Genomic DNA, 26,928 nt, shown 5'->3' with positions numbered 1-26,928 from the left:
ACGGAATTTTCAACCCAGTAGTTTTTCCACAAAAGACGCGACGAGGTTTTTCCCCATGGCACTGACACGCGAACAGCAAATTGCAGCCCTTGAAAAAGACTGGGCTGAAAACCCACGCTGGAAAGGCGTGACTCGCGCTTACTCCGCTGCTGACGTCGTCCGCCTGCGCGGCTCGGTTCAACCTGAGCACACCTTCGCAAAACTGGGCGCCGAGAAGCTGTGGAAGCTGGTTACCCAGGGCGCCAAGCCGTCCTTCCGTCCAGAGAAAGATTTCGTCAACTGCATGGGCGCCCTGACCGGCGGCCAGGCGGTGCAACAAGTCAAGGCCGGTATCCAGGCGATCTACCTGTCCGGCTGGCAAGTGGCTGCGGACAACAACTCCGCCGAGTCCATGTACCCTGACCAATCGCTGTACCCGGTGGACTCCGTGCCAACCGTGGTCAAGCGCATCAACAACTCGTTCCGCCGCGCCGACCAGATCCAATGGAAAGCCGGTAAAGGTCCGGGCGACGAAGGCTACATCGACTACTTCGCGCCAATCGTGGCTGACGCCGAAGCCGGTTTCGGTGGCGTACTGAACGCCTACGAGCTGATGAAAAGCATGATCGAGGCAGGCGCCGCCGGCGTGCACTTCGAAGACCAGCTGGCTTCCGTGAAAAAATGCGGCCACATGGGCGGCAAGGTACTGGTTCCGACCCAGGAAGCCGTACAGAAGCTGACCGCTGCCCGCCTGGCCGCTGACGTTGCCGGCACGCCGACCATCATCCTGGCCCGTACCGACGCCAACGCCGCTGACCTGCTGACTTCGGACTGCGATCCGTACGACCAGCCGTTCGTGACTGGCGAGCGCACCCAGGAAGGTTTCTACAAGGTTCGTGCAGGCCTGGACCAAGCAATTGCCCGCGGCCTGGCCTACGCGCCGTACGCCGACCTGATCTGGTGCGAAACCGCCAAGCCAGACCTGGACGAAGCCCGTCGCTTCGCCGAGGCGATCAAGAAGGAATACCCGGACCAACTGCTGTCGTACAACTGCTCGCCTTCCTTCAACTGGAAGAAAAACCTGGACGACGCGACCATCGCCAAGTTCCAGCGCGAACTGTCCGCCATGGGCTACAAGCACCAGTTCATCACCCTGGCCGGCATTCACAACATGTGGCACAGCATGTTCAACCTGGCGCACGACTACGCCCGCAACGACATGACTGCCTACGTGAAACTGCAGGAGCAGGAATTCGCTGACGCCGCCAAAGGCTACACCTTCGTGGCGCACCAGCAGGAAGTGGGCACTGGCTACTTCGACGACATGACCACCGTGATCCAGGGCGGCACCTCGTCCGTGACCGCGCTGACCGGTTCGACCGAAGAAGAACAGTTTCACTAAGTCACTGAGTACACGGCCATTGCGGGTCCGATAGAAAGCTAACCGCAGTGCCGCACGATCTGACGCCCCGACTGGTTCGGGGCGTTTTTTTGCCTGAAAAAATCTCTCCTGGCCCAGCGAAGATCAAAATGTGGGAGCGGGCTTGCTCGCGAAAAAGGTGTGTCAGCCAACCGTTTCTTGGCTGATGATCCGCTTTCGCGAGCAAGCCCGCTCCCACAATAAAAATGAGGCTAGCCTGATGTTTTTGCGCAAAACCTTGATCCAGAGCGGTATTCGTTCAGGAAAAATCAGTTAAAAGTTGCGCGCTGGCAACTTGCGCCAAACGGGCAAGTAACAACAACTTCCCCCGCGACGCACTCAACACCCGCTTAAAACTCCCGCAAACAGTATTCATTATCATTTAGAGCAACAAAACATCGTTACACAGCAAACAAAACATATTTGATGAAAATCAAGCTAATGCCCGCAGCGTCTGGGCTACAGCCCCATAAAGGTGCACTATGTCCTTCTTTCAGCGAATAATTTAGCTACAGGAATTTTACTTGCTAGGTGTTTAGCCATAAAATCACCGCGATTGATTGCGCTGCGACATATCGTCACTGCGTCGTTACTTTTTCGAGCTCAGAGACCTTTGCTCTCTGTTAAGGATTTCCAGCATGACCGAAGCGACAGGACTCATGGCCCACAACTGGGGCTTTGCCATTTTCCTCCTCGGTGTTGTCGGCCTCTGTGCCTTCATGCTTGGCGTTTCCAGCCTCCTCGGGTCAAAAGCCTGGGGCCGCAGCAAAAACGAACCGTTCGAGTCCGGCATGCTACCTACAGGTGGCGCCCGCTTGCGGCTCTCAGCCAAATTCTATCTGGTCGCGATGCTGTTCGTGATCTTCGATATCGAAGCCCTCTTTCTCTTTGCCTGGTCTGTGTCCGTCCGCGAAAGCGGCTGGACCGGATTCGTCGAAGCTCTCGTTTTCATAGCAATTCTGTTGGCAGGTCTTGTCTACCTGTTCCGAGTGGGCGCCCTTGACTGGGCTCCGGAAGCTCGTCGCAAGCGGCAAGCGAAGCTGAAACAATGAGGCTTTGGCGATGCAATACAATCTCACCAGGATCGACCCGGATGCTCCTAACGATCAGTACCCCATCGGCGAACGGGAAACCGTCTCCGATCCGTTAGAAGATCAAGTCCACAAAAACATCTACATGGGCAAGCTGGAAGACGTGCTGAGTGGCGCGGTCAACTGGGGGCGCAAGAATTCCCTGTGGCCGTACAACTTCGGCCTTTCGTGCTGCTACGTGGAAATGACCACCGCCTTCACGGCGCCCCACGACATCGCGCGCTTTGGCGCCGAAGTTATCCGGGCATCGCCGCGACAGGCGGATTTCATGGTTATCGCCGGTACCTGCTTTATCAAGATGGCGCCGATCATCCAGCGTCTCTACGAGCAAATGCTCGAGCCAAAGTGGGTTATCTCCATGGGTTCGTGCGCCAACTCCGGTGGCATGTACGACATCTACTCCGTGGTTCAGGGGGTGGACAAGTTCCTGCCCGTGGACGTCTACGTGCCTGGCTGCCCGCCCCGCCCTGAAGCATTCCTGCAAGGCTTGATGTTGCTGCAGGAATCGATTGGCAAGGAGCGTCGCCCACTTTCCTGGGTTGTCGGAGATCAGGGCGTGTACCGCGCCGAGATGCCGTCACAAAAGGAACAGCGCCGCGAACAGCGAATCGCAGTCACCAACCTGCGCAGCCCCGACGAAGTCTGATCCAGAACCGCTTCTTTTATAGAACGAAAACCTGGCTTCATTCTTTACGTTGACCGAAAGCGATAAAAAACCATGACTACAGGCAGTGCTCTGTACATCCCGCCTTATAAGGCAGACGACCAGGATGTGGTCGTCGAACTCAACAACCGTTTTGGCCCTGACGCCTTCACCGCACAGGCCACACGCACCGGTATGCCGGTGCTGTGGGTGGCGCGTGCCAAACTCGTCGAAGTCCTGACCTTCCTGCGCAACCTGCCCAAGCCGTACGTCATGCTCTATGACCTGCATGGCGTGGACGAGCGTCTGCGCACCAAGCGCCAGGGTCTGCCGAGCGGCGCCGACTTCACCGTGTTCTATCACCTGATGTCGCTGGAACGTAACAGCGACGTGATGATCAAGGTCGCCCTCTCGGAAAGCGACCTGAGCATCCCGACCGTGACCGGTATCTGGCCGAACGCCAGCTGGTACGAGCGCGAAGTCTGGGACATGTTCGGCATCGACTTCCCGGGCCACCCGCACCTGACGCGCATCATGATGCCGCCGACCTGGGAAGGTCACCCGCTGCGCAAGGACTTCCCGGCGCGCGCCACCGAATTCGATCCGTTCAGCCTGAACCTGGCCAAGCAGCAGCTTGAAGAAGAAGCCGCACGCTTCCGCCCGGAAGACTGGGGCATGAAACGCTCCGGCACCAACGAGGACTACATGTTCCTCAACCTGGGCCCGAACCACCCTTCGGCCCACGGTGCGTTCCGTATCATCCTGCAACTGGACGGCGAAGAAATCGTCGACTGCGTGCCCGACATCGGCTACCACCACCGTGGTGCCGAGAAGATGGCCGAACGCCAGTCCTGGCACAGCTTCATCCCGTACACCGACCGTATCGACTACCTCGGCGGCGTGATGAACAACCTGCCGTACGTGCTCTCGGTCGAGAAGCTGGCCGGTATCAAGGTGCCAGACCGCGTCGATACCATCCGCATCATGATGGCCGAGTTCTTCCGGATCACCAGCCACCTGTTGTTCCTGGGTACCTATATCCAGGACGTTGGCGCCATGACCCCGGTGTTCTTCACCTTCACCGACCGTCAGCGTGCGTACAAGGTCATCGAAGCCATCACGGGCTTTCGCCTGCACCCGGCCTGGTACCGCATCGGCGGTGTGGCCCACGACCTGCCGAACGGCTGGGAGCGCCTGGTCAAGGAATTCATCGACTGGATGCCCAAGCGTCTGGACGAGTACCAGAAAGCCGCCCTGGACAACAGCATCCTCAAGGGCCGGACCATCGGCGTCGCACAGTACAACACCAAGGAAGCCCTGGAATGGGGCGTCACCGGTGCTGGCCTGCGTTCGACCGGTTGCGATTTCGACCTGCGCAAGGCGCGCCCGTACTCCGGCTACGAGAACTTCGAGTTCGAAGTGCCGCTGGCGGCCAATGGCGATGCCTACGACCGCTGCATCGTGCGTGTCGAAGAAATGCGCCAGAGCCTGAAAATCATCGAGCAGTGCATGCGCAACATGCCGGCAGGCCCGTACAAGGCGGATCACCCGCTGACCACGCCGCCGCCTAAAGAGCGCACCCTGCAACACATCGAAACCCTGATCACGCACTTCCTGCAAGTCTCGTGGGGCCCGGTGATGCCGGCCAACGAGTCCTTCCAGATGATCGAAGCGACCAAGGGTATCAACAGTTATTACCTGACGAGCGATGGCGGCACCATGAGCTACCGCACCCGGATTCGTACCCCAAGCTTCGCGCACTTGCAGCAGATCCCTTCGGTGATCAAAGGCGAGATGGTCGCGGACTTGATTGCGTACCTGGGTAGTATCGATTTCGTTATGGCCGACGTGGACCGCTAAGCATGAACAGCACGCTTATCCAGACAGACCGTTTCACCTTGAGTGAAACCGAGCGCTCGGCCATCGAGCACGAGTTGCATCACTACGAAGACCCGCGCGCGGCGTCGATCGAAGCCTTGAAGATCGTCCAGAAGGAACGTGGCTGGGTGCCCGACGGCGCCCTCTACGCCATCGGCGAGATCCTCGGCATCCCGGCCAGCGATGTGGAAGGCGTGGCGACGTTCTACAGCCAGATCTTCCGCCAGCCGGTCGGCCGCCACATCATTCGCGTGTGCGACAGCATGGTCTGCTACATCGGCGGCCACGAGTCGGTGGTCGACGCGATCCAGAGCAAGCTGGGCATCGGCCTGGGCCAAACCACTGCAGACGGGCGTTTCACCCTGCTGCCGGTGTGCTGCCTGGGTAACTGCGACAAGGCGCCGGCGTTGATGATCGACGACGACACATTCGGCGACGTCCAGGCCTCTGGCGTCACCCAATTGCTCGAGGGCTACCCATGACCCTGACTTCCTTTGGCCCGGCCAACCTGATCAAGCGTTCGGCCGAAACCCACCCGCTGACCTGGCGCCTGCGTGACGACGGCGAGCCTGTATGGCTTGACGAGTACCAGGCCAAGAACGGCTATGCCGCAGCACGCAAGGCTTTCTCCGACATGGCCCAGGACGATATCGTCCAGACCGTGAAGGACGCCGGCCTTAAAGGTCGCGGCGGTGCAGGCTTCCCCACGGGTGTGAAGTGGGGCCTGATGCCGAAAGACGAGTCCATCAACATCCGTTACCTGTTGTGTAACGCTGATGAAATGGAACCCAACACCTGGAAGGACCGCATGCTGATGGAGCAACTGCCCCATCTGCTGATCGAAGGCATGCTGATCAGTGCCCGCGCGCTGAAAACCTACCGTGGCTACATCTTCCTGCGTGGCGAATACACCACGGCCGCCAAGCACCTGAACCGTGCCGTCGAAGAAGCCAAGGCCGCAGGCCTGTTGGGCAAGAACATCCTCGGTTCGGGGTTCGACTTCGAGCTGTTCGTGCACACCGGCGCCGGGCGTTATATCTGCGGTGAAGAAACCGCCCTGATCAACTCCCTCGAAGGCCGCCGCGCCAACCCGCGCTCCAAGCCGCCCTTCCCCGCCGCCGTTGGCGTGTGGGGCAAGCCGACGTGCGTCAACAACGTCGAGACCCTGTGCAACGTGCCGGCGATCATCGCCGACGGCGTGGACTGGTACAAATCCCTGGCCCGCGAAGGCAGCGAAGACATGGGCACCAAGCTCATGGGCTTCTCCGGCAAGGTCAAGAACCCTGGCCTGTGGGAACTGCCATTCGGCGTGACCGCCCGCGAGCTGTTCGAGGACTACGCCGGCGGCATGCGCGACGGCTACACCCTCAAGGCCTGGCAGCCCGGCGGCGCCGGTACCGGCTTCCTGCTCCCCGAGCATCTGGATGCACAGATGTATGCCGGCGGCATCGGCAAGGTGGGCACCCGGATGGGTACCGGCCTGGCGATGGCGGTGGACAACACCGTGAACATGGTCTCGCTGCTGCGCAATATGGAGCAGTTCTTCGCTCGCGAATCCTGTGGTTTCTGCACCCCGTGCCGCGATGGTCTGCCGTGGAGCGTCAAGCTTCTGATGGCTATCGAGAAAGGCGAAGGCCAGCCGGGGGATATCGAGACCCTGCTGGGCCTGGTCGGTTTCCTCGGCCCGGGCAAGACCTTCTGTGCTCACGCACCGGGCGCCGTGGAGCCACTGGGCAGCGCAATCAAGTACTTCCGCTCGGAGTTCGAAGCCGGCATCGCACCAAAAAGCGCCGCCGTCCCGCCTCTGGCAAAGCCGATCGTAGTCGGCGCGTAACGCTTCAATAAGCGAAGGGTCCGTGCCCTTCGCTTTGTCATGTGCTGACGCCTTGAAGGCTGTGTTGATGCACATGAATAACAAGATTCCATTAGCCACGCCCGCTGACAACGGGCCAACGAAGAACTTTGAACCATGGCCACTATCCACGTAGACGGCAAAGCGCTCGAAGTCGATGGGGCAGACAACCTGTTACAGGCGTGTCTGTCACTAGGCCTCGACATCCCTTATTTCTGCTGGCACCCCGCGCTTGGTAGCGTCGGTGCCTGCCGCCAGTGTGCGGTCAAGCAGTACACCGACGAAAACGACACCCGTGGTCGTATCGTCATGTCCTGCATGACGCCAGCCACCGACAACACCTGGATCTCCATCGACGATGAAGAATCCAAGGCGTTCCGCGCCAGCGTTGTCGAGTGGCTGATGACCAACCACCCCCACGACTGCCCGGTCTGTGAGGAAGGCGGTCACTGCCACCTGCAAGATATGACGGTGATGACCGGCCATAACGAGCGCCGTTATCGCTTCACCAAGCGTACCCACCAGAACCAGCAACTGGGCCCGTTCATTTCCCACGAAATGAACCGCTGCATCGCCTGCTATCGCTGCGTACGCTTCTATAAAGACTACGCCGGCGGCACCGACCTGGGCGTCTTCGGCGCCCACGACAACGTGTACTTCGGTCGCGTTGAAGACGGCGTGCTCGAAAGCGAGTTCTCCGGCAACCTCACCGAGGTCTGCCCGACCGGTGTGTTCACCGACAAGACTCACTCCGAGCGCTACAACCGTAAGTGGGACATGCAGTTCTCGCCGAGCATCTGCCATGGCTGCTCCAGCGGTTGCAACATCTCCCCGGGCGAGCGCTACGGCGAACTGCGTCGCATCGAAAACCGCTTCAACGGTTCGGTCAACCAGTACTTCCTGTGCGACCGTGGCCGTTTCGGCTATGGTTACGTCAACCGCGAAGACCGTCCGCGCCAACCGTTGCTGGCCGATGGCGCCAAGCTGAGCCTGGACGCCGCGCTGGATAAAGCCGCTGACCTGCTACGCGGGCGCAACATCGTCGGTATCGGTTCGCCACGCGCCAGCCTCGAAAGCAACTACGCGTTGCGCGAGCTGGTCGGTGCCGAGCACTTCTACAGTGGTATCGAAGCCGGTGAGCTGGAGCGCATCCGCCTGGTCCTCCAGGTGCTGAACGACAGCCCGCTGCCAGTGCCGAACATGCGCGACATCGAAGACCACGACGCAATCTTCGTGCTCGGTGAAGACCTGACCCAGACCGCTGCCCGCATCGCCCTGTCCCTGCGCCAGTCGGTCAAAGGCAAGGCCGAAGAAATGGCCGACGCCATGCGCGTGCAGCCTTGGCTCGACGCTGCGGTGAAAAACATCGGCCAGCACGCGCTGAACCCGCTGTTTATCGCAAGTCTGGCTGAAACCAAGCTCGACGATATCGCCGAAGAATGCGTGCACGCAGCGCCAGATGACCTGGCCCGCATCGGTTTCGCCGTGGCCCACGCCCTTGACGCCAGCGCACCTGCCGTCGAAGGCCTGGACGCAGAAGCCGTGGCCCTGGCCCAGCGCATCGCCGACGCCCTGCTGGCGGCCAAGCGTCCATTGATCATTGCCGGTACCTCATTGGGTTCCAAAGCGCTGATCGAAGCCGCCGCCAACATCGCCAAAGCCCTGAAGCTGCGCGAGAAGAACGGTTCCATCAGCCTGGTCGTGCCGGAAGCCAACAGCCTTGGCCTGGCCATGCTCGGCGGCGAGTCCGTGGACGCGGCCCTGCAAGCGGTGATCGACGGCAATGCCGACGCCATCGTGGTGCTGGAAAACGACCTGTACACCCGCACCGATACCGCCAAGGTTGACGCGGCACTGAACGCCGCCAAAGTCCTGATCGTCGCCGATCACCAGAAGACTGCCACCAGCGACCGTGCCCACCTGGTACTGCCAGCCGCTACCTTCGCTGAAGGCGACGGTACCCTGGTCAGCCAGGAAGGCCGCGCCCAGCGCTTCTTCCAGGTGTTCGATCCGAAGTACATGGACGCCAGCATCCTGGTTCACGAAGGCTGGCGCTGGCTGCATGCCCTGCGCGCAACCCTGCTGAACCAGCCGATCGACTGGACCCAGCTCGACCATGTCACCGCAGCCGTCGCCGCGAGCGCACCGCAACTGGCGCGTATCGTCGATGCTGCACCGTCCGCCGCGTTCCGGATCAAGGGCATGAAGCTGGCCCGTGAACCGCTGCGTTATTCCGGGCGTACCGCCATGCGTGCTGATATCAGCGTGCACGAACCGCGTACCCCACAAGACAACGACACTGCGTTCGCCTTCTCCATGGAAGGTTATTCGGGTTCGGTCGAGCCGCGTCAACAGGTGCCGTTTGCCTGGTCGCCGGGCTGGAACTCGCCGCAGGCCTGGAACAAGTTCCAGGACGAAGTCGGTGGTCATATCCGCGCTGGCGACCCAGGCACCCGCCTGATCGAAAGCACCGGTGACTCGCTGAACTGGTTCGCAGCCGTACCGCGTCCGTTCAACCCGGCCCAGGGTACCTGGCAGGTTGTGCCGTTCTTCCATCTGTTCGGCAGCGAAGAGACCTCTTCCAAAGCCGCACCGGTGCAAGAGCGCATTCCACAAGCCTACGTGTCCGTGGCCAAGTCCGAAGCCGATCGCCTGGGCGTCAACGACGGTGCCCTGCTCAGCTTGAACGTAGCCGGCCAGACCCTGCGTCTGCCGCTGCGCATCAATGATGAGCTGGGTGCTGGCCTGGTTGCACTGCCAAAAGGCCTCGCCGGGATTCCACCGGCAATCTTTGGCAAAACCGTTGACGGTCTGCAGGAGGCAGCGCAATGACTTGGTTCACTCCTGAAGTGATCGACGTGATCATCTCGGTGGTCAAGGCCATCGTGATCCTGTTGGCCGTGGTCGTCGCGGGCGCCCTGCTCAGCTTCGTCGAACGTCGCCTGCTGGGTTGGTGGCAGGACCGTTACGGTCCGAACCGCGTTGGCCCATTCGGCATGTTCCAGATCGCTGCCGACATGCTGAAAATGTTCTTCAAGGAAGACTGGACCCCGCCGTTTGCCGACAAGGTGATCTTCACCCTGGCACCGGTCGTGGCCATGAGCGCCTTGCTGATCGCCTTCGCGATCATCCCGATCACCCCGACCTGGGGTGTGGCGGACCTGAACATCGGCCTGCTGTTCTTCTTCGCCATGGCCGGTCTGTCGGTCTACGCGGTACTGTTCGCCGGTTGGGCCAGTAACAACAAGTTCGCCCTGCTGGGCAGCTTGCGGGCTTCGGCCCAGACTGTGTCCTACGAAGTGTTCATGGGCCTGGCGCTGATGGGCATCGTGGTGCAGGTTGGCTCGTTCAACATGCGCGACATCGTCGAGTACCAGGCGCAGAACCTGTGGTTCATCATTCCGCAGTTCTTTGGCTTCTGTACCTTCTTCATCGCTGGTGTGGCCGTGACTCACCGTCACCCCTTCGACCAGCCGGAAGCGGAACAGGAACTGGCCGACGGTTACCACATTGAATACGCCGGCATGAAATGGGGCATGTTCTTCGTCGGTGAGTACATCGGCATCATCTTGATCTCGGCCCTGCTGGTCACGCTGTTCTTCGGCGGCTGGCACGGTCCGTTCGGCATCCTGCCGCAGTTGGCGTTCTTCTGGTTCTTCCTCAAGACCGCGTTCTTCATCATGTTGTTTATCCTGCTGCGCGCTTCCATTCCGCGTCCACGATACGACCAGGTGATGGATTTCAGCTGGCGCTTCTGCCTGCCGCTGACCCTGATCAATTTGCTGGTGACTGCTGCCGTTGTGTTGTTGAACACGCCAGCGGGCGCGGTTCAGTGAGGATTTGACCCATGTTCAAATATATTGGCGACATCGTTAAGGGTACCGGTACCCAGTTGCGAAGCCTGGTGATGGTTTTCGGCCATGGCTTTCGCAAACGCGACACCCTGCAATACCCGGAAGAAGCGGTGTACCTGCCGCCGCGCTATCGCGGCCGCATCGTACTGACCCGCGACCCCGACGGCGAAGAGCGTTGCGTAGCCTGCAACCTGTGCGCCGTGGCGTGCCCGGTGGGCTGTATCTCCCTGCAGAAAGCTGAAACCGAAGACGGTCGCTGGTACCCAGACTTCTTCCGCATCAACTTCTCGCGCTGCATTTTCTGCGGCCTGTGCGAGGAAGCTTGCCCGACCACCGCGATCCAGCTGACACCGGATTTCGAGATGGCCGAGTTCAAACGTCAGGACCTGGTGTACGAGAAAGAAGATCTGCTGATCTCCGGTCCCGGTAAAAACCCTGATTACAACTTCTATCGTGTTGCAGGTATGGCCGTTGCCGGTAAGCCCAAGGGCGCCGCACAAAACGAAGCCGAGCCGATCAACGTGAAGAGCTTGCTGCCTTAAGGAAGAAAGATGGAATTCGCTTTCTATTTCGCATCGGGTATTGCAGTGGTGTCCACGCTTCGCGTGATCACCAACACCAACCCCGTGCACGCCCTGCTCTACCTGATCATTTCGCTGATCGCCGTGGCCATGACCTTTTTCAGCCTCGGCGCACCGTTTGCCGGTGTCCTGGAAGTGATCGCCTACGCTGGCGCCATCATGGTGCTGTTCGTGTTTGTGGTGATGATGCTCAACCTGGGGCCAGCTTCGGTCGCCCAGGAGCGCGTCTGGCTCAAGCCCGGCATCTGGCTTGGCCCGGTAATCCTGGCAGCGCTGCTGCTGGCTGAGCTGCTGTATGTACTGTTCGCTCACCAGAGCGGCCAGGCCATCGGCCACACCACCGTAGACGCCAAGGCCGTGGGCATCAGCCTGTTCGGCCCGTACCTGCTGGTGGTCGAACTGGCTTCGATGCTGCTGCTCGCTGCAGCCATCACTGCCTTCCACTTGGGCCGCAACGAAGCCAAGGAGCAATGACGATGCCTGCTATCCCTTTGGAGCATGGTCTGGCGGTCGCCGGCATCCTGTTCTGCCTTGGCCTGGTCGGCCTGATGGTTCGCCGTAACATTCTGTTCGTGTTGATGAGCCTGGAAATCATGATGAACGCTGCAGCACTGGCGTTCATCGTGGCAGGTGCACGTTGGGGCCAGCCGGATGGACAAGTCATGTTCATCCTGGTGATCAGCCTGGCAGCCGCCGAGGCCAGTATTGGCCTGGCGATCCTGCTGCAACTGTATCGTCGCTTCCACACGCTTGATATCGACGCTGCCAGTGAGATGCGCGGATGAACATGATCTTTCTGACTTTCGTATTCCCCCTGATCGGTTTCCTGCTGCTGTCGTTCTCCCGTGGACGCTGGTCGGAAAACCTTTCGGCCCTGGTCGGCGTGGGTTCCATTGGCCTGTCGGCGATTGTCGCCGCCTACGTCATCTGGCAATTCAACGTTGCACCACCCGAAGCCGGTCACTACACCCTGGTGCTGTGGCAGTGGATGGCGGTCGAGGGCTTCAAGCCTGACTTCGCTCTCTACGTCGACGGCCTGTCGATCACCATGCTCGGCGTGGTGGTAGGCGTGGGTTTCCTGATCCACCTGTTCGCGTCCTGGTACATGCGCGGTGAGGCCGGTTACTCGCGCTTCTTCGCCTACACCAACCTGTTTATCGCCAGCATGCTGTTCCTGGTGCTGGGCGATAACCTGTTGTTCCTGTACTTCGGCTGGGAAGGCGTGGGCCTGTGCTCGTACCTGTTGATCGGTTTCTACTACAGCAACCGCAACAACGGTAACGCGGCACTCAAAGCCTTTGTCGTGACCCGGATCGGCGACGTGTTCATGGCCATCGGCCTGTTCATTCTGTTCCAACAGGTGGGCACGCTGAATATCCAGGAACTGCTGGTGCTGGCACCGCAGAAATTCCAGGTCGGCGACTTCTGGATCACCCTGGCCACCCTGATGCTGCTGGGCGGCGCTGTCGGTAAATCGGCACAACTGCCACTGCAAACCTGGCTGGCAGACGCCATGGCCGGTCCTACCCCGGTATCGGCACTGATCCACGCCGCCACCATGGTGACCGCCGGTGTCTACCTGATCGCCCGTACCCACGGTCTGTTCACCCTGGCGCCGGAAATCCTGCACCTGGTGGGCCTCGTAGGTGGCGTGACCCTGGTGCTGGCCGGCTTCGCCGCGCTGGTGCAGACCGACATCAAACGAATCCTCGCCTACTCGACCATGAGCCAGATCGGCTACATGTTCCTGGCCCTGGGCGTTGGCGCCTGGGACGGCGCGATCTTCCACCTGATGACCCACGCCTTCTTCAAGGCCCTGCTGTTCCTCGCTTCAGGTGCGGTAATCGTTGCCTGCCACCACGAGCAGAACATCTTCAAGATGGGCGGCCTGTGGAAGAAACTGCCGCTGGCCTACGCCAGCTTCATCGTCGGTGGTGCCGCGCTTGCAGCCCTGCCACTGGTGACCGCAGGTTTCTACTCCAAAGACGAGATCCTCTGGGAAGCCTTTGCCAGCGGTAACCAAGGCCTGCTGTACGCCGGCCTGGTGGGTGCGTTCATGACCTCGCTGTACACCTTCCGCCTGATCTTCATCACGTTCCACGGTGAAGCCAAGACCGAAGCCCACGCAGGCCACGGCATCTCCCACTGGCTGCCGCTGTCGGTGCTGATCATCCTGTCGACTTTCGTCGGCGCCATGATCACCCCGCCACTGGCTGGCGTACTGCCACAAAGCGTCGGGCATGCTGGCGGCGACGCCAAGCACAGCCTGGAAATCGCCTCGGGCGCCATTGCCATCGCCGGTATCCTGCTGGCGGCCATGCTGTTCCTCGGCAAGCGTCGCTTCGTCACTGCCGTGGCCAACAGTGGCATTGGCCGCTTCCTTTCGGCCTGGTGGTTCGCCGCCTGGGGCTTCGACTGGATCTACGACAAACTGTTCGTCAAGCCTTACCTTGCGATCAGCCATGTACTGCGCAAAGACCCGCTCGACCAGACCATTGGTTTGATCCCGCGTGCTGCCAAGGCCGGTCACACCGCCCTGAGCCGCACCGAGACCGGCCAATTGCGTTGGTATGCAGCTTCCATGGCTGCTGGTGCCGTGCTGGTGATCGGCGCCATCGTCGTGGTTGCGGTCTGACTATGTTTAAGTGCACTGCGTACTTTGCGAACTTGCGAAAGGAAACGAGCCCGTCATGATTCTGCCCTGGCTAATCCTGATCCCCTTTATCGGCGGCCTGCTCTGCTGGATGGGTGAACGCTTCGGCGCCACCCTGCCCCGCTGGATTGCGTTGCTGACCATGTCCCTGGAACTCGCACTCGGCCTCTGGCTGTGGGCCCATGGCGACTATTCATTTGCTCCGGCACCGGGTGTCGATCCAACCTTCGCGCTTGAATTCAAGCACGTCTGGATCGAACGCTTCGGCATCAACGTGCACCTGGCCCTCGACGGCCTGTCGCTGTTGATGATCCTGCTGACCGGCCTGCTGGGTATCCTCTCGGTACTCTGCTCCTGGAAAGAAATCGAGCGTCACGTGGGCTTCTTCCACCTGAACCTGATGTGGATCCTGGGCGGCGTTGTCGGCGTGTTCCTCGCCCTCGACCTGTTCATGTTCTTCTTCTTCTGGGAAATGATGCTGGTGCCGATGTACTTCCTCATCGCGCTCTGGGGTCACAGTTCTTCGGACGGCAAGAAAACCCGGATCTACGCGGCGACCAAGTTCTTCATCTTCACTCAGGCTTCCGGCCTGATCATGTTGGTGGCGATCCTGGGCCTGGTCCTGGTCAACTTCAACAACACCGGCGTGATCACCTTCAACTACGCCGACCTGTTGAAAACCAAGATGTCGATGACCACCGAGTACATCCTCATGCTCGGTTTCTTCATCGCCTTCGCAGTGAAGCTGCCAGTGGTGCCGTTCCACTCCTGGCTGCCTGACGCTCACGCCCAGGCACCAACCGCAGGTTCCGTGGACCTGGCCGGTATCCTGTTGAAGACGGCGGCCTACGGCCTGCTGCGTTTCGCCCTGCCGCTGTTCCCGAATGCTTCGGCCGAGTTTGCGCCGATCGCCATGACCCTGGGTCTGATCGGGATCTTCTACGGTGCATTCCTGGCCTTCGCGCAAACCGACATCAAGCGTCTGATTGCCTTCTCGTCCGTTTCCCACATGGGTTTCGTACTGATCGGCATCTACTCCGGCAGCCAGCTGGCGTTGCAAGGCGCGGTGATCCAGATGCTGGCTCACGGTGTTTCAGCCGCCGCACTGTTTATCCTCAGTGGCCAGTTGTACGAGCGCCTGCACACCCGTGACATGCGTGAGATGGGCGGCATCTGGTCGCGTATCGCGTACCTGCCGGCGATCAGCCTGTTCTTTGCCGCCGCGTCTCTGGGCTTGCCGGGTACGGGTAACTTTGTCGGTGAGTTCCTGATCCTGATGGGCAGCTTCGTCAGTGCGCCATGGATCACCGCGATTGCCACTTCCGGCCTGGTGTTCGGTTCGGTCTACTCGCTGATCATGATCCACCGCGCCTACTTCGGCCCGACCAAGTCGGACGCCGTCCTCAAAGGGATGGATGCTCGCGAACTGATCATGGTGCTCGGCCTTGCGGTACTGCTGGTGTACATCGGCGTGTATCCGCAACCGTTCCTCGACACCTCTGCCGCCACGATGCATGGCGTGCAGCAGTGGTTGAGCACCGCCTTCACTCAACTCGCTTCGGCCCGGTAAGAGCGCTATGGAATTCACGATCCAACACTTTATCGCGCTTGCGCCGCTGCTGATTACCAGCCTCACCATTGTGGTGGTGATGCTGGCAATCGCCTGGCGCCGCAATCACTCGCAGACGTTCCTGCTGTCCACCGCAGGTCTGAACCTGGCCTTGCTGTCGATTATCCCGGCACTCAAGGTCGCCCCACTGGCGGTGACCCCGCTGGTCATGATCGATGACTTCGCGCTGCTGTACACCGCGTTGATCCTCGTTGCGACACTGGCCTGCGTCACCCTCGCCCATGCCTACCTCGGCGAAGGCGGCACTGGCTACCCGGGCAACCGCGAAGAACTGTACCTGCTGATCCTGCTGGCTGCGGCCGGCGGTATCGTGCTGGTCAGCGCGCAGCATCTGGCTGGCTTGTTCATCGGCCTGGAACTGCTGTCGATCCCGACCTACGGCCTGGTGGCGTACGCCTTCTTCAACAAGCGCTCCCTGGAAGCCGGCATCAAGTACATGGTGCTGTCGGCCGCAGGTTCCGCGTTCCTGTTGTTCGGTATGGCCCTGCTCTACGCCGAAGCCGGCAGCCTGAGCTTCAGCGGTATCGGCCACGCCCTGGCCACCACCAGCATGCCTGCGCCCATCGCCCAACTGGGCCTGGCCATGATGCTGATCGGCCTGGCGTTCAAGCTGTCGCTGGTACCGTTCCACCTGTGGACCCCAGACGTGTACGAAGGCGCCCCGGCGCCAGTGGCCGCGTTTCTGGCAACCGCTTCGAAAGTCGCCGTGTTCGCGGTGATGGTGCGTCTGTTCCAGATCTCCCCTGCCGCCAACACCGGCGTGCTGAGTGATGTGCTGACCGTGATCGCCATCGCGTCGATCCTGTTCGGTAACCTGCTGGCCCTGACCCAGAACAACCTCAAGCGTCTGCTGGGTTATTCGTCTATCGCGCACTTCGGCTACCTGCTGATCGCCCTGGTGGCGAGCAAAGGCCTGGCCGTGGAAGCCATCGGCGTGTACCTGGTCACCTACGTGATCACCAGCCTCGGCGCGTTCGGCGTAATCACCCTGATGTCCTCGCCTTACAAAGGCCGTGACGCCGATGCCCTGTACGAATACCGCGGCCTGTTCTGGCGCCGTCCGTACCTGACCGCCGTGCTGACCGTGATGATGCTGTCCCTGGCCGGTATCCCGCTGACCGCAGGTTTTATCGGCAAGTTCTACATCGTCGCGACCGGTGTCGAAGCCCACGAGTGGTGGCTGGTTGCCTCCCTGGTGCTGGGCAGTGCCATCGGCGTGTTCTACTACCTGCGCGTGATGGTCACCCTGTACCTGATCGAGCCAAACCTGCGCCGTGTGGATGCCGAGTTGCACTGGGAACAGAAAGCAGGCGGCGTGATGCTGCTGGCCATTGCCCTGCTGGCGTTCTTCCTGGGTGTCTACCCACAACCGTTGCTCACCCTGGTGCAGCATGCGGTGATGGCGGGTTGATCGCTTAGGCTCAAGCAGTAAACAAAACGGCACCTTAGGGTGCCGTTTTGCGTTTCTGGGAAAGGTTCAAGCTCCCTGCCCAGCTCAAGGAATATTCCTTAATAAAATGCCTCCGTGTCTGGCATCTACCTGCCGGAGCCGCTCGTATGGTGTATGCGCTTTAGGAAGAATCCCACGTCAGGCTCACTTGACCCCTGGCAGATGGGCCACCAAACTATACGCAGGCTACGTACAGAACATGGATGCTCTATTTATCGAACTGCCGCCCTTTGAGCGGTACCGCAAGGACTACCTGACTGACGAACTGTTTCACGGCTTTCAACAGGAGCTAATGAAGAATCCCGAAGCGGGAGCCGTGATGGAAGGCACCGGTGGGTTACGCAAGCTGCGCTTCGTCGATGAACGACGAAACAAAGGCAAACGGGGTGGATTACGAGTCATCTACTACTGGTGGTCTGGCGGCACTCAATTTTGGCTGTTCACGCTGTACGGCAAGCACGAGCAAAGCGACTTGAGCCCACAACACAAAAAAGCCCTCAAACACATGCTGGACAGGGAAATCAACGCGAGAGGACTCACATGAAACGTGACATTTTTTCCGAACTGGTCGAAGGCTTCGATGCATTGGCCAACGAGCGCCAAGGCAAGGTCACACTACGTACCCATCAAGTGCAGCAAAACAAACTGGCCCCTCTCACTGCTGAAGAAGTCATTGCGGTGCGACAACAACTCAATCTTTCCCGTGCTGTATTTGCCATGTACCTGCGCACCAATGCACGCACCCTGGAAAACTGGGAACAAGGTCGCGCACGCCCCAATGCCCAGGCAGCCACACTGATTCGACTGGTATCAAAATTTCCGGATACGGTGGAGCGATTAGCGTTGCTTAGCTGATCGTATGTGAAGCGGTCTTTCACACATCAACAAAAACGGCACCTCACGGTGCCGTTTTGCTATTCCTCCTACCTCACTTGCGCGCCGCCTCCCACGACTTGAGCAAGTCCGCATAGTTCACGGTTTCACCCTTGGGCTTCTCGTTCGCCAGTTTCGGTTTCGGTGCGCCCGGCTGGTCGAACCAGTACTGGGCATCGCGCTCGGGGTTCATCTTCGGTCCGCAGATCGGCTGCACCTTGGAGCGCTCCAGGCGCGTCATGATCGCATCCTGATCCTTGGCCAGGCCATCCAATGCCTGTTGCGGGGTTTTCTCGCCGCTGGCGGCTTCCGAGATGTGGCTCCACCACAGTTGGGCCAGGCGTGGATAATCCGGCACGTTGGTGCCGGTCGGCGTCCATTGCACCCGCGCCGGGCTGCGGTAGAACTCCACCAGGCCGCCGAGTTTGGGGGCCAGGTCGGTCATGGCCTGGGAGTTGATATCGGATTCGCGGATGGGCGTCAGGCCGACGATGGTTTTCTTTAATGACACGGTTTTCGAAGTCACGAACTGCGCATACAACCAAGCCGCGAGTTTTTGCTTCTCAGGCGTGGACTTGAGGAACGTCCAGGACCCCACGTCCTGATACCCCAGCTTCATCCCCTCCTCCCAATATGGCCCGCGTGGCGACGGCGCCATGCGCCACTTCGGCGTACCGTCGGCATTCATCACCGGCAGGCCGGGCTTGGTCATGTCAGCGGTAAAGGCGGTGTACCAAAAGATCTGCTGGGCGATGTTGCCTTGGGACGGCACCGGCCCGGACTCGGAGAAAGTCATGCCCGCCGCTTCCGGTGGCGCATAGGCGCGCATCCAGTCGACGTACTTCTGCGTGGCAAATACCGCAGCCGGGCCGTTGGTGTCGCCGCCACGGGTCACGCTGGACCCCACCGGGTGGCAGTCCTCGACCCGTATCCCCCACTCGTCCACCGGCAAGCCGTTGGGCAGGCCCTTGTCGCCGCCACCGGCCATGGAAAACCAGGCATCGGTAAAGCGCCAACCCAGGGAAGGATCCTTCTTGCCGTAGTCCATATGCCCATACACGCGCTTACCGTCGATTTCCTTGACGTCTTCACTGAAGAACTTGGCGATATCCTCGTAGGCCGACCAGTTCACCGGCACGCCCAGCTCATAGCCGTACTTTTCCTTGAACTTGGCCTTGAGGTCGGCGCGCTCGAACCAGTCGGCACGGAACCAGTAGAGGTTGGCGAACTGCTGGTCGGGCAACTGATAGATCTTGCCGTCCGGCGCGGTGGTAAACGAGATACCGATAAAGTCCTTGAGGTCCAGGGTCGGCGAGGTGAAGTCCTTGCCTTCATTGGCCATCAGGTCGGTGATGGATTCGGTCTTGCCATAGCGAAAGTGCGTGCCAATCAGGTCGGAATCGTTGACCCAACCGTCATAGATATTCTTGTCCGACTGCATCTGGGTTTGCAGTTTCTCCACCACGTCGCCTTCCTGCAGCAAGTCGTGGGTCAGCTTGATCCCGGTGATTTCACTGAAGGCCTTGGCCAACACCTTGGATTCGTACTCGTGGGTGGTGAGGGTTTCCGACACCACATTGATCTTCATCCCACGAAACGGCTCGGCGGCCTTGATAAACCACTTCAGTTCTTCAAGCTGCTGGGCCTCCGTCAGGGTGGACGGTTTGAACTCGCTGCCGATCCACTTTTTCGCGGCATCTTCGTACGCATCGGCCCAGGCCGCAGCACTCAAACCGCTGAGGGCCAAGACGGCGGCCAATGAAATGCTATGTCGCAGCTTATTGTTTTTATCGAACATAGAGACCTCCTGGTTGATTTCAAACGGGTCCGACAGATGCCCCGCCCCGTGTAGGAGCGAGCTTGCTCGCGAAAAGCCCCAAGACACCGCGTGCATCCAGGCTGCCCGCGTTATCGTTGACGATTTTCGCGAGCAAGCTCGCTCCTACACGGGAACAGGCCATCGCGTCAGCCCCAACGCATCACAGACAACAGCCACACCACAGACAGCGCGGACGCCACCCAGATGCTCCAGCCGGTAACGCCGATCACCAGCAGATGCAGGTAGGCGCTCCCGAGAAGACCGATAAACAAGCGATCACCACGGGTGGTGCTGATCGGTAACAAGCCGCGCCGGGGAATACTCGGCGAACGCAGCTCCCACGTGGTCATGCCCGCCAGCAACAGGGCAATCGCCGCAAAAAACAGTGCCGTCGGGGTGGTCCAGGCCATCCATTCCATCATCGTTTCCTCAGACCCGGCCCAGGGCAAAGCCCTTGGCCACATGGTTGCGAACAAACCAGATCACCAGCATGCCCGGCAAAATGGTCAACACCCCAGCAGCCGCCAGCACGCCCCAGTCAATCCCCGACGCTGACACGGTGCGGGTCATCACGGCGGCAATCGGCTTGGCATTGACGGACGTCAGGGTGCGCGCCAGCAGCAGTTCGACCCAGGAAAACATAAAGCAGAAAAACGCCGTGACACCGATCCCCGAGCCAATCAGCGGGATAAAGATCTTCACGAAAAACTTCGGAAAGCTATAGCCATCGATGTAGGCCGTTTCGTCGATTTCCTTGGGCACCCCTGACATAAAGCCTTCCAGGATCCACACCGCCAACGGCACGTTGAACAGGCAGTGGGCCAGGGCCACAGCAATATGCGTATCGAACAGGCCAATGGACGAATACAGCTGGAAAAACGGCAACAGGAACACCGCCGGCGGCGCCATGCGGTTGGTCAGCAGCCAGAAGAACAGGTGCTTGTCGCCAAGGAAGCGATAGCGCGAAAACGCGTAGGCCGCCGGTAGCGCCACGGTCAGGGAAATAACCGTGTTCAGGCTCACGTAGTACAGCGAGTTGAGATACCCGGTGTACCAACTGGGGTCGGTGAAGATCACCTTGTAGTTGGCCAAGGTGAAATCCTGCGGAAACAGCGTCAGGCCGCCGAGGATTTCAGTGTTGCTCTTGAAGGACATGTTCAGCAGCCAGTAGATCGGCACCAGCAGGAACAGGATGTAGATCAGCAGCGGAATGACCTTGCGCTTGCTCATGTTGGCGGCCTCAGCGGTTGGCGTCGGAGTGGGTCATGGCGGTGTAGAACAGCCAGGACACCAACAGGATGATCAGGAAATAGACCAGGGAAAACGCCGCCGCCGGACCTAGGTCGAATTGGCCTACGGCCATCTGGGTCAGGGTCTGACTGAGGAAGGTCGTCGCATTCCCCGGCCCGCCGCCGGTCAGTACGAAAGGCTCGGTGTAGATCATGAAACTGTCCATGAAGCGCAGCATCACGGCGATCAGCAGCACGCTCTTCATCTTTGGCAACTGGATATGTCGGAATACCGCCCAGGCCGACGCCCGATCAATCCGCGCCGCCTGGTAGTACACATCCGGTATGGCCCGCAACCCCGAGTAACAGAGCAGCGCCACCAGGGAAGTCCAGTGCCATACATCCATCACCAGTACCGTGACCCAGGCGTCCATGGTGTTGGCGGCGTAGTTGTAGTTGATGCCCATGGCATTCAGGCTCGAACCCAGCAGGCCGATATCGGCACGGCCGAAGATCTGCCAGATGGTGCCGACTACGTTCCACGGGATCAGCAGCGGGATGGCCATCACAATCAGCACCAGGGACGACCAGCGGCCTTTGGTGGGCATGGTCAGGGCAATGGCAATGCCCAGGGGGATCTCGATCAGCAACACACATGCCGAATAGATGAACTGGCGCAGCAGCGAGTCATGCAGACGTGGGTCCAGCAGCACCTGTTTGTACCAGTCGGCCCCGACGAAATAGCGGCTGGACTGATCGAAAATATCCTGCACCGAGTAGTTGACCACGGTCATCATCGGGATCACCGCACTGAACGCCACCAGCAGGAACACCGGCAACACCAGCCACCAGGCCTTGTTGTTCTGCACCTTGTTCATGGCCGCACCTCCAGCAGGTAATCGTCGGCATACACCATCAGCCATTGCGCCGGGAAGCTGATGGATGCGCGCCCCTCGGGTACCGGCTTGTCTTCGGCCAGGCGCACTTTCAACAGAGCGCCGTCGAGGTTGAGGGTCAGGATCTTGTAGGTGCCCAGGTCTTCGACATGTGTGACGTCGGCCTGCAACGCGTCGGGATTGGGCTCTTCCCACACATGGATAAACTCGGGACGAATACCGACCTGCAGTTTCTTGTAGTCCTTTTCTGCGAGCTCCCGTTGCTGCACCTCGGACAGCGCCAGATGTGTCCCGGCAAATCGGACCCCGCCGGTATCGGCCTTCACCTCAATCAGATTCATCCCCGGGCTACCGATGAAATAGCCGACAAAGGTATGGCTGGGGCGCTCGAACAACTCCCGCGGAGTGCCGAACTGCACAATCTGCCCGCCGTACATCACCGCGATCTTGTCGGCAAAGGTCGAGGCTTCCAATTGGTCGTGGGTGACGTAGACCATGGTGATATTGAACTGCTCATGGATCTGCTTGAGCTTGCGCCGCAGCTTCCACTTCAGGTGCGGATCAATCACCGTCAGTGGCTCGTCGAACAGGATCGCGGAGACGTCATCGCGCACCAGGCCACGGCCCATCGAGACCTTTTGCTTTTCATCGGCACTGAGGTTGCGGGCTTTTTTGCCCAGCAGGCTCTGCAGGTCGAGCACCTCGGCAATTTCCTGCACCTTGCTGTGCACTTTCGCCTCGGCCATACCCTGATTTCGCAGAGGGAATGCCAGGTTATCGAACACGGTCATGGTGTCGTACACCACCGGGAACTGGAACACCTGGGCGATATTGCGCTTTTCCGGGGTCAGGTCATTCACCACCTTGCTGTCGAACAGCACCTGGCCTTCCGAAGGGCTGAGCAGGCCGGAGATGATGTTGAGCAAGGTTGACTTGCCGCAACCCGAGGGGCCGAGCAATGCGTAGGCGCCGCCCTGCTCCCAGATGTGGTTCATTTCGCGAATGGCGTAGTCTTCAGGCCCTGCGGGTGTAGGGCTATAGCTATGCGCCAGGTTCTGCAAATGGATCTCGGCCATCAGGCAACCCTCGCGACACGGCGCCCGGGGGCTTGGAGCAAACGGCCCTGGCCATCGAACACAAACAGTTTATGGGTCGGAATATAGATCCGGATCGGCGCATCCACGTCGTACTCGTGCACTCCCGGCAGGTGCAACACCAGCAGAAAATGCTCGCTGCGCACATGCAGGAAGGTTTCCGAGCCGCTGATCTCCGCCACTTCCACCGTCACCGCCAGTTCCAGGTCATCATCGTTGCTGGGCACCAGGCTGATATGGCTAGGGCGCACGCCAAACCGGAACTCGCCCTCACCAATCGGGCGCAGGTCCACGTTCAACGGAAAGTGCACATCGTTGGCGAAACTCACTTCATTACCGCTGATACGCCCTGGCATCAGGTTGATCGGAGGCTCGGAAAACAGCTCGGCTGCCAATACCGTCTGCGGTTGGTGATAGACCTCGGCGGCCTTGCCGCTCTGGATCACCCGGCCTTCGTGGAGGATGGTGGTGGTGCCGCCCAGCGCCAGGGCTTCGTTGGGTTCTGTGGTGGCATAAATGGCAATGGTGTTGCGGGCCTTGAACAGCTCGCGCATTTCCTGACGCAGCTCTTCGCGCAGTTTGTAGTCCAGGTTCACCAGAGGCTCATCGAACAAAATCAATTCGGCATCCTTGACCAGCGCCCGGGCCATGGCCGTGCGTTGCTGCTGGCCACCGGACAGCTCCAGGGGATGACGTTGCAGGAACTTGTCGATGCGCAGCATCTTCGCGGTTTCCAGCACCTTGCTGCGGATCAGTTCGTTGGACACCCCGGCCTGGCGCAAAGGCGAGGCGATGTTTTCGAACACCGTCATGGTCGGGTAGTTGATGAACTGCTGGTACACCATCGATACATTGCGCAAGCGCACCGGCTTGTGGGTGACATCGACGCCGTTCATCAGGATGCGCCCGTGGTCAGGCTTGTCCAGGCCGGCCATCAGGCGCATCAGGCTGGTTTTGCCAGACAGCGTACGGCCCAGCAACACATTGAAGGAGCCGGCTTCAAAGCGCAGGTTGGCGTCGTCGATCCAGGTCTGGCCTTCGACGACACGAGTCACATGTTCCAGGGTCAATGACATGACACGCCCTTTTTTTTATTGGAATTGTTCTGCCAAGGTCAGAGCGAGTTTCGTGCCAATAACAAAAAGTATTTATTTAACAGAGGCGTAGGTAGAACTGCTGCTCAGTGCTGAACAGAAATGAACATTCACAACTGAACAATTGAACAACCGCCGGGTTGACAATGAACAGTTCTGAACAACACTGAATAAGCTCAGCAAAACCGCTCCCACAAGGTGAGCGGTGCACGGTTCATAACAACAATAAAAGAAGGTCACCCCATGGCCGCACCTGCCCCATTGCTGCCCCACGACACCATCATCCAGGACTCCTGGCGCCGCTGCCGTGCCTTTGGCCTGGATCACCAGAGCGCCCCCAGCTTCGACCAACTGCCCGCCGAGGGGATCAGCCAGCTGTTGGAGAGCCAGCACGCGCTGGTCCAGACCACCCACCAAGAAGTGCTGCCCTACTACGAGAACATCCTCAGCAATTCCAACTGCCTGATCATGCTTGCCGACAACCAGGGCCAGGTCCTGACCTCCTGGGGCACCCAGCGCTTTATCGAACCCAAACTGGCCCGTGGTTTCAGCGCGGGGGCCAGTTGGATGGAGCGCTCCACCGGCACCAACGCCATCGGAACGGCACTGGCCTGCGCCCAGGCGGTGCACATCGAGCATGACGAACACTTCCTCAAGGCCAACCGTTTCATGACCGGTTCAGCCGCGCCGATCTTTGATGCCAACCGCGAAATCATTGCGGTGCTGGATGTGTCCAGCGACAGCTACCTGCCGCCCTCCCACACCCTGGGTATGGTCAAGATGATGAGCCAGACCGTGGAAAACCGCCTGATTCTCAACCTGTTTGGCGGCGAGCACTTCCAACTGACCTTCAACACCGGCCTGAACAACCTCGACAGCCAATGGGCCGGCCTGCTGATCTTCGATGAAAGTGGCCAGGTGCTGTCAGCCAATCGCCGCGCCGACAACCTGCTGGGCATCAGCCTGTCGAGGGTGATGATCGACAGCCTGTTCAAGGTCTCGCTGCTGGAGCTGCTCAACCAACCCGAAGGCCAGCCCTTCGCCCTACAAGCTGCGGGGCGCAACCGTTTCCAGTGCCTGCTCAAACGCCCCAAACAGGCGCCGGTGCAAGCCAGGGTCTTCAGCGAGCCGGCCGCCGTGGCCATCGGTCTCAAGACCCTGCACTTTGGCGACAGCCGCGTGGAAAAAGCCGTGCGCCAGGCCGAACGCCTACTGGAAAAAGACATCCCGTTGCTGATCCATGGCGAAACCGGTGTGGGCAAGGAAGTTTTCGTCAAAGCCCTGCACCAGGCCAGTTCCCGCAGCCAGCAGGCTTTTATCGCGGTCAACTGTGCGGCAATTCCGGCCGAGTTGGTGGAATCGGAGCTGTTTGGCTACGAAAAAGGCGCGTTCACCGGCGCCAACCAAAAGGGCAGCATCGGCCTGATCCGCAAGGCTGACAAAGGCACGCTGTTTCTCGATGAAATCGGTGACATGCCCCTCCCGACCCAGGCCCGGCTGCTGCGGGTATTGCAGGAGCGCTGCGTGCAGCCGGTGGGCAGCAGCGAATTGTTCCCGGTAGACCTGCGAATTATCTCGGCCACCAACCGTTCGCTACGCGAACAGGTGCAGGTCGGACGGTTTCGTGAGGACTTGTACTACCGCATCGGCGGCCTGACCCTGGAACTGCCGCCCCTGCGCGAGCGCAGTGACAAACAGGCGCTATTCAAGCAACTGTGGCAACAGCACCGCGACCCCACGCAGTGGGCCGGACTCAGTGCTGAAGTGCTGGCGTTATTCGAGCAACACCCTTGGCCAGGCAACTTGCGCCAGGTCAGCAGCGTGATGCAGGTGGCGCTGGCCATGGCCGAAGACCAGCCGATCCGCCCGGAGCACCTGCCAGATGATTTTTTTGTCGACCTGGGGCAAGCCTCGCCCCCCGCACCGCTAGTCATGGGCGATCTGGACGATAGCCAAAATCTGCAGCAACAACTGGCAGCGGTCGGCGGCAATATCTCCCACTTGGCGCGGGAGCTGGGGGTCAGCCGCAATACCTTATACAAACGATTACGCGCCGCTCCATAGCCGTAAATCCTGCGTCTTTCTTTAAGACCGATCGCTAGTTGATGTGGGCATAAGCGGCGATCCCACCGAGCAAATTCTGCCTGCACGTAAGCCCATTCTGATTTAACAGACCACACCTCCAACCACCCTTTTCCTGCGGCATTCTCCGACGCCTTTCTTTTGCAGAGACGTCATGGATGCCAGCTCCTGCCCCTGATTCATCCCCCCTCGACCTGATCGAATACGAGCTGAACGGCTTTCACCAGAGCCTGGCGGTGTATCGCCAGCAGGTAACCAGCTGGTACGCGCAAGCCCTGGACAAGGCCAGCCATGCCACGGATTTGCCGTCGTTGCTGGGCATGGAGCGAGTGCTGCGGGTCGGCGATTCCCAGGTGTCGGTGAGCATGGCCGACACCGATTTTGCTTCCAGTGTTGCCGTGTGCCCGGCAGGCGGCGAGCTGAAGATCGAGAGCAAGTTCGAGTCGGTGTATGACGTGCCGCTGGGCAATCTCCAGGTGCAGGTGCTTGGCCTGGATGACGGCAGTTCCACGTTTATCCAACTGGATGAACAAGGCAAGGGCTCCCATCACTGCGCAGCCGGCGGGCGCTATCAGCTGCGTGTGCAGGGCGGGGTTTCGCCAGCGCAGGTGGAGGCGCTGTTTGCGTCCTACGACGGTTTGACCGTTGAGCTGCAAGCCTGGTTGCGCAAGGAGTGGAGTGGTTTCAAACCGCACTGGCAGGCCTCCACGGCGAGCGCTATTGGCAGTGGGATATTGGCCGGTACCTGGTCAGCCATTTCCGAGGTGTGGGACAGCCTTTCGCTGGTGCAGGACATCCTCAAGGACCCGG

At 60.0% G+C, this 26,928-nt stretch carries 23 protein-coding genes and 1 pseudogene; 18 read left to right on the top strand and 6 right to left on the bottom strand.

Annotated elements, in window-relative coordinates; all coding sequences use genetic code 11:
• Positions 1-55: 55 nt before the first annotated feature.
• The 16 genes from aceA to HBO09_RS08085 all read left to right on the top strand — a co-directional run bounded on the left by aceA (position 56) and on the right by HBO09_RS08085 (position 17,886).
• Positions 56-1,381, top strand: coding sequence for an isocitrate lyase (gene aceA / locus HBO09_RS08160; RefSeq protein ID WP_003219577.1), 1,326 nt, complete (start codon positions 56-58; stop codon positions 1,379-1,381).
• A 656-nt stretch (positions 1,382-2,037) separates the two neighbouring features.
• Positions 2,038-2,451: an NADH-quinone oxidoreductase subunit A gene (locus HBO09_RS08155; protein WP_003219575.1), complete on the top strand. Its 414-nt coding sequence runs from the start codon at positions 2,038-2,040 to the stop codon at positions 2,449-2,451.
• A 10-nt stretch (positions 2,452-2,461) separates the two neighbouring features.
• On the top strand, positions 2,462-3,136 hold the full coding sequence (locus HBO09_RS08150) for an NADH-quinone oxidoreductase subunit B (protein ID WP_012724951.1): 675 nt from the start codon (positions 2,462-2,464) through the stop codon (positions 3,134-3,136).
• Between the two features lie 72 nt (positions 3,137-3,208).
• A complete protein-coding gene (nuoC, locus tag HBO09_RS08145) occupies positions 3,209-4,993 on the top strand; it encodes an NADH-quinone oxidoreductase subunit C/D (RefSeq protein WP_033896875.1) in 1,785 nt (594 codons plus the stop codon).
• 2 nt (positions 4,994-4,995) lie between these two features.
• Positions 4,996-5,493 (top strand): NADH-quinone oxidoreductase subunit NuoE, encoded by a 498-nt coding sequence (nuoE, locus tag HBO09_RS08140; RefSeq protein WP_029293358.1) that lies wholly within the window; start codon positions 4,996-4,998, stop codon positions 5,491-5,493.
• Positions 5,490-6,845 (top strand): NADH-quinone oxidoreductase subunit NuoF, encoded by a 1,356-nt coding sequence (nuoF, locus tag HBO09_RS08135; RefSeq protein ID WP_169993202.1) that lies wholly within the window; start codon positions 5,490-5,492, stop codon positions 6,843-6,845. Before nuoE ends, nuoF begins: the two co-directional genes overlap by 4 nt.
• Positions 6,846-6,980: 135 nt before the next feature.
• Positions 6,981-9,695: an NADH-quinone oxidoreductase subunit NuoG gene (nuoG, locus tag HBO09_RS08130; RefSeq protein ID WP_169993204.1), complete on the top strand. Its 2,715-nt coding sequence runs from the start codon at positions 6,981-6,983 to the stop codon at positions 9,693-9,695.
• Positions 9,692-10,699, top strand: coding sequence for an NADH-quinone oxidoreductase subunit NuoH (gene nuoH, locus HBO09_RS08125; protein WP_017737147.1), 1,008 nt, complete (start codon positions 9,692-9,694; stop codon positions 10,697-10,699). Before nuoG ends, nuoH begins: the two co-directional genes overlap by 4 nt.
• Positions 10,700-10,710: 11 nt before the next feature.
• Positions 10,711-11,259: an NADH-quinone oxidoreductase subunit NuoI gene (nuoI, locus tag HBO09_RS08120; RefSeq protein ID WP_003174725.1), complete on the top strand. Its 549-nt coding sequence runs from the start codon at positions 10,711-10,713 to the stop codon at positions 11,257-11,259.
• 9 nt (positions 11,260-11,268) lie between these two features.
• Positions 11,269-11,772 (top strand): NADH-quinone oxidoreductase subunit J, encoded by a 504-nt coding sequence (gene nuoJ / locus HBO09_RS08115; protein WP_017476146.1) that lies wholly within the window; start codon positions 11,269-11,271, stop codon positions 11,770-11,772.
• A gap of 2 nt (positions 11,773-11,774) precedes the next feature.
• Entirely contained in the window at positions 11,775-12,083 is a 309-nt protein-coding gene (gene nuoK, locus HBO09_RS08110; protein WP_003174727.1) for an NADH-quinone oxidoreductase subunit NuoK, read from the top strand.
• Positions 12,080-13,933 (top strand): NADH-quinone oxidoreductase subunit L, encoded by a 1,854-nt coding sequence (gene nuoL, locus HBO09_RS08105; protein ID WP_029293339.1) that lies wholly within the window; start codon positions 12,080-12,082, stop codon positions 13,931-13,933. Before nuoK ends, nuoL begins: the two co-directional genes overlap by 4 nt.
• 55 nt (positions 13,934-13,988) lie before the next feature.
• Entirely contained in the window at positions 13,989-15,521 is a 1,533-nt protein-coding gene (gene nuoM, locus HBO09_RS08100) for an NADH-quinone oxidoreductase subunit M (RefSeq protein WP_029293337.1), read from the top strand.
• 7 nt (positions 15,522-15,528) lie between these two features.
• Positions 15,529-16,992: an NADH-quinone oxidoreductase subunit NuoN gene (nuoN, locus tag HBO09_RS08095; protein ID WP_029293335.1), complete on the top strand. Its 1,464-nt coding sequence runs from the start codon at positions 15,529-15,531 to the stop codon at positions 16,990-16,992.
• Between the two features lie 238 nt (positions 16,993-17,230).
• The gene (locus HBO09_RS08090; protein ID WP_169993206.1) at positions 17,231-17,575 is read left to right on the top strand and encodes a toxin; all 345 of its coding nucleotides are present in this window, start codon (positions 17,231-17,233) and stop codon (positions 17,573-17,575) included.
• Positions 17,572-17,886 carry a transcriptional regulator gene (locus tag HBO09_RS08085; protein WP_169993208.1) on the top strand — a complete coding sequence of 105 codons (315 nt, stop codon included), beginning with the start codon at positions 17,572-17,574 and terminating at the stop codon, positions 17,884-17,886. Before HBO09_RS08090 ends, HBO09_RS08085 begins: the two co-directional genes overlap by 4 nt.
• A 73-nt stretch (positions 17,887-17,959) precedes the next feature.
• Here the strand turns inward: HBO09_RS08085 and HBO09_RS08080 are convergent, their stop codons facing one another.
• The 6 genes from HBO09_RS08080 to HBO09_RS08055 form a co-directional block, all read right to left on the bottom strand.
• Positions 17,960-19,702 carry an ABC transporter substrate-binding protein gene (locus HBO09_RS08080; RefSeq protein WP_029293329.1) on the bottom strand — a complete coding sequence of 581 codons (1,743 nt, stop codon included), beginning with the start codon at positions 19,700-19,702 and terminating at the stop codon, positions 17,960-17,962.
• 167 nt (positions 19,703-19,869) lie between these two features.
• On the bottom strand, positions 19,870-20,142 hold the full coding sequence (locus HBO09_RS08075; RefSeq protein WP_029293327.1) for a DUF2160 domain-containing protein: 273 nt from the start codon (positions 20,140-20,142) through the stop codon (positions 19,870-19,872).
• A 10-nt stretch (positions 20,143-20,152) separates the two neighbouring features.
• Positions 20,153-20,953 carry a carbohydrate ABC transporter permease gene (locus tag HBO09_RS08070; RefSeq protein WP_017735079.1) on the bottom strand — a complete coding sequence of 267 codons (801 nt, stop codon included), beginning with the start codon at positions 20,951-20,953 and terminating at the stop codon, positions 20,153-20,155.
• Between the two features lie 10 nt (positions 20,954-20,963).
• On the bottom strand, positions 20,964-21,830 hold the full coding sequence (locus tag HBO09_RS08065; RefSeq protein WP_029293322.1) for a sugar ABC transporter permease: 867 nt from the start codon (positions 21,828-21,830) through the stop codon (positions 20,964-20,966).
• On the bottom strand, positions 21,827-22,924 hold the full coding sequence (locus HBO09_RS08060; RefSeq protein WP_169993210.1) for an ABC transporter ATP-binding protein: 1,098 nt from the start codon (positions 22,922-22,924) through the stop codon (positions 21,827-21,829). Before HBO09_RS08060 ends, HBO09_RS08065 begins: the two co-directional genes overlap by 4 nt.
• On the bottom strand, positions 22,924-24,018 hold the full coding sequence (locus HBO09_RS08055; RefSeq protein WP_169993212.1) for an ABC transporter ATP-binding protein: 1,095 nt from the start codon (positions 24,016-24,018) through the stop codon (positions 22,924-22,926). The genes HBO09_RS08060 and HBO09_RS08055 overlap by 1 nt, the downstream gene beginning before the upstream one ends.
• Before the next feature lie 261 nt (positions 24,019-24,279).
• Between HBO09_RS08055 and HBO09_RS08050 the strand changes: the two genes are divergently transcribed.
• Both HBO09_RS08050 and HBO09_RS08045 read left to right on the top strand, forming a co-directional pair.
• Positions 24,280-26,100, top strand: a complete 1,821-nt coding sequence (locus HBO09_RS08050; RefSeq protein ID WP_169993214.1) for a sigma-54-dependent Fis family transcriptional regulator — start codon at positions 24,280-24,282, stop codon at positions 26,098-26,100.
• 176 nt (positions 26,101-26,276) lie between these two features.
• Positions 26,277-26,928, top strand: a pseudogene (locus HBO09_RS08045) (type IV secretion protein Rhs); the annotation flags it as partial.

The sequence above is a fragment of the Pseudomonas sp. WS 5027 genome (assembly GCF_012985695.1).
GTDB classification, from domain to species: Bacteria; Pseudomonadota; Gammaproteobacteria; order Pseudomonadales; family Pseudomonadaceae; genus Aquipseudomonas; species Aquipseudomonas hygromyciniae.
The sequence above is the reverse complement of the archived record's forward strand: the minus strand, read 5'-3'. Positions and strand labels throughout refer to the sequence as shown.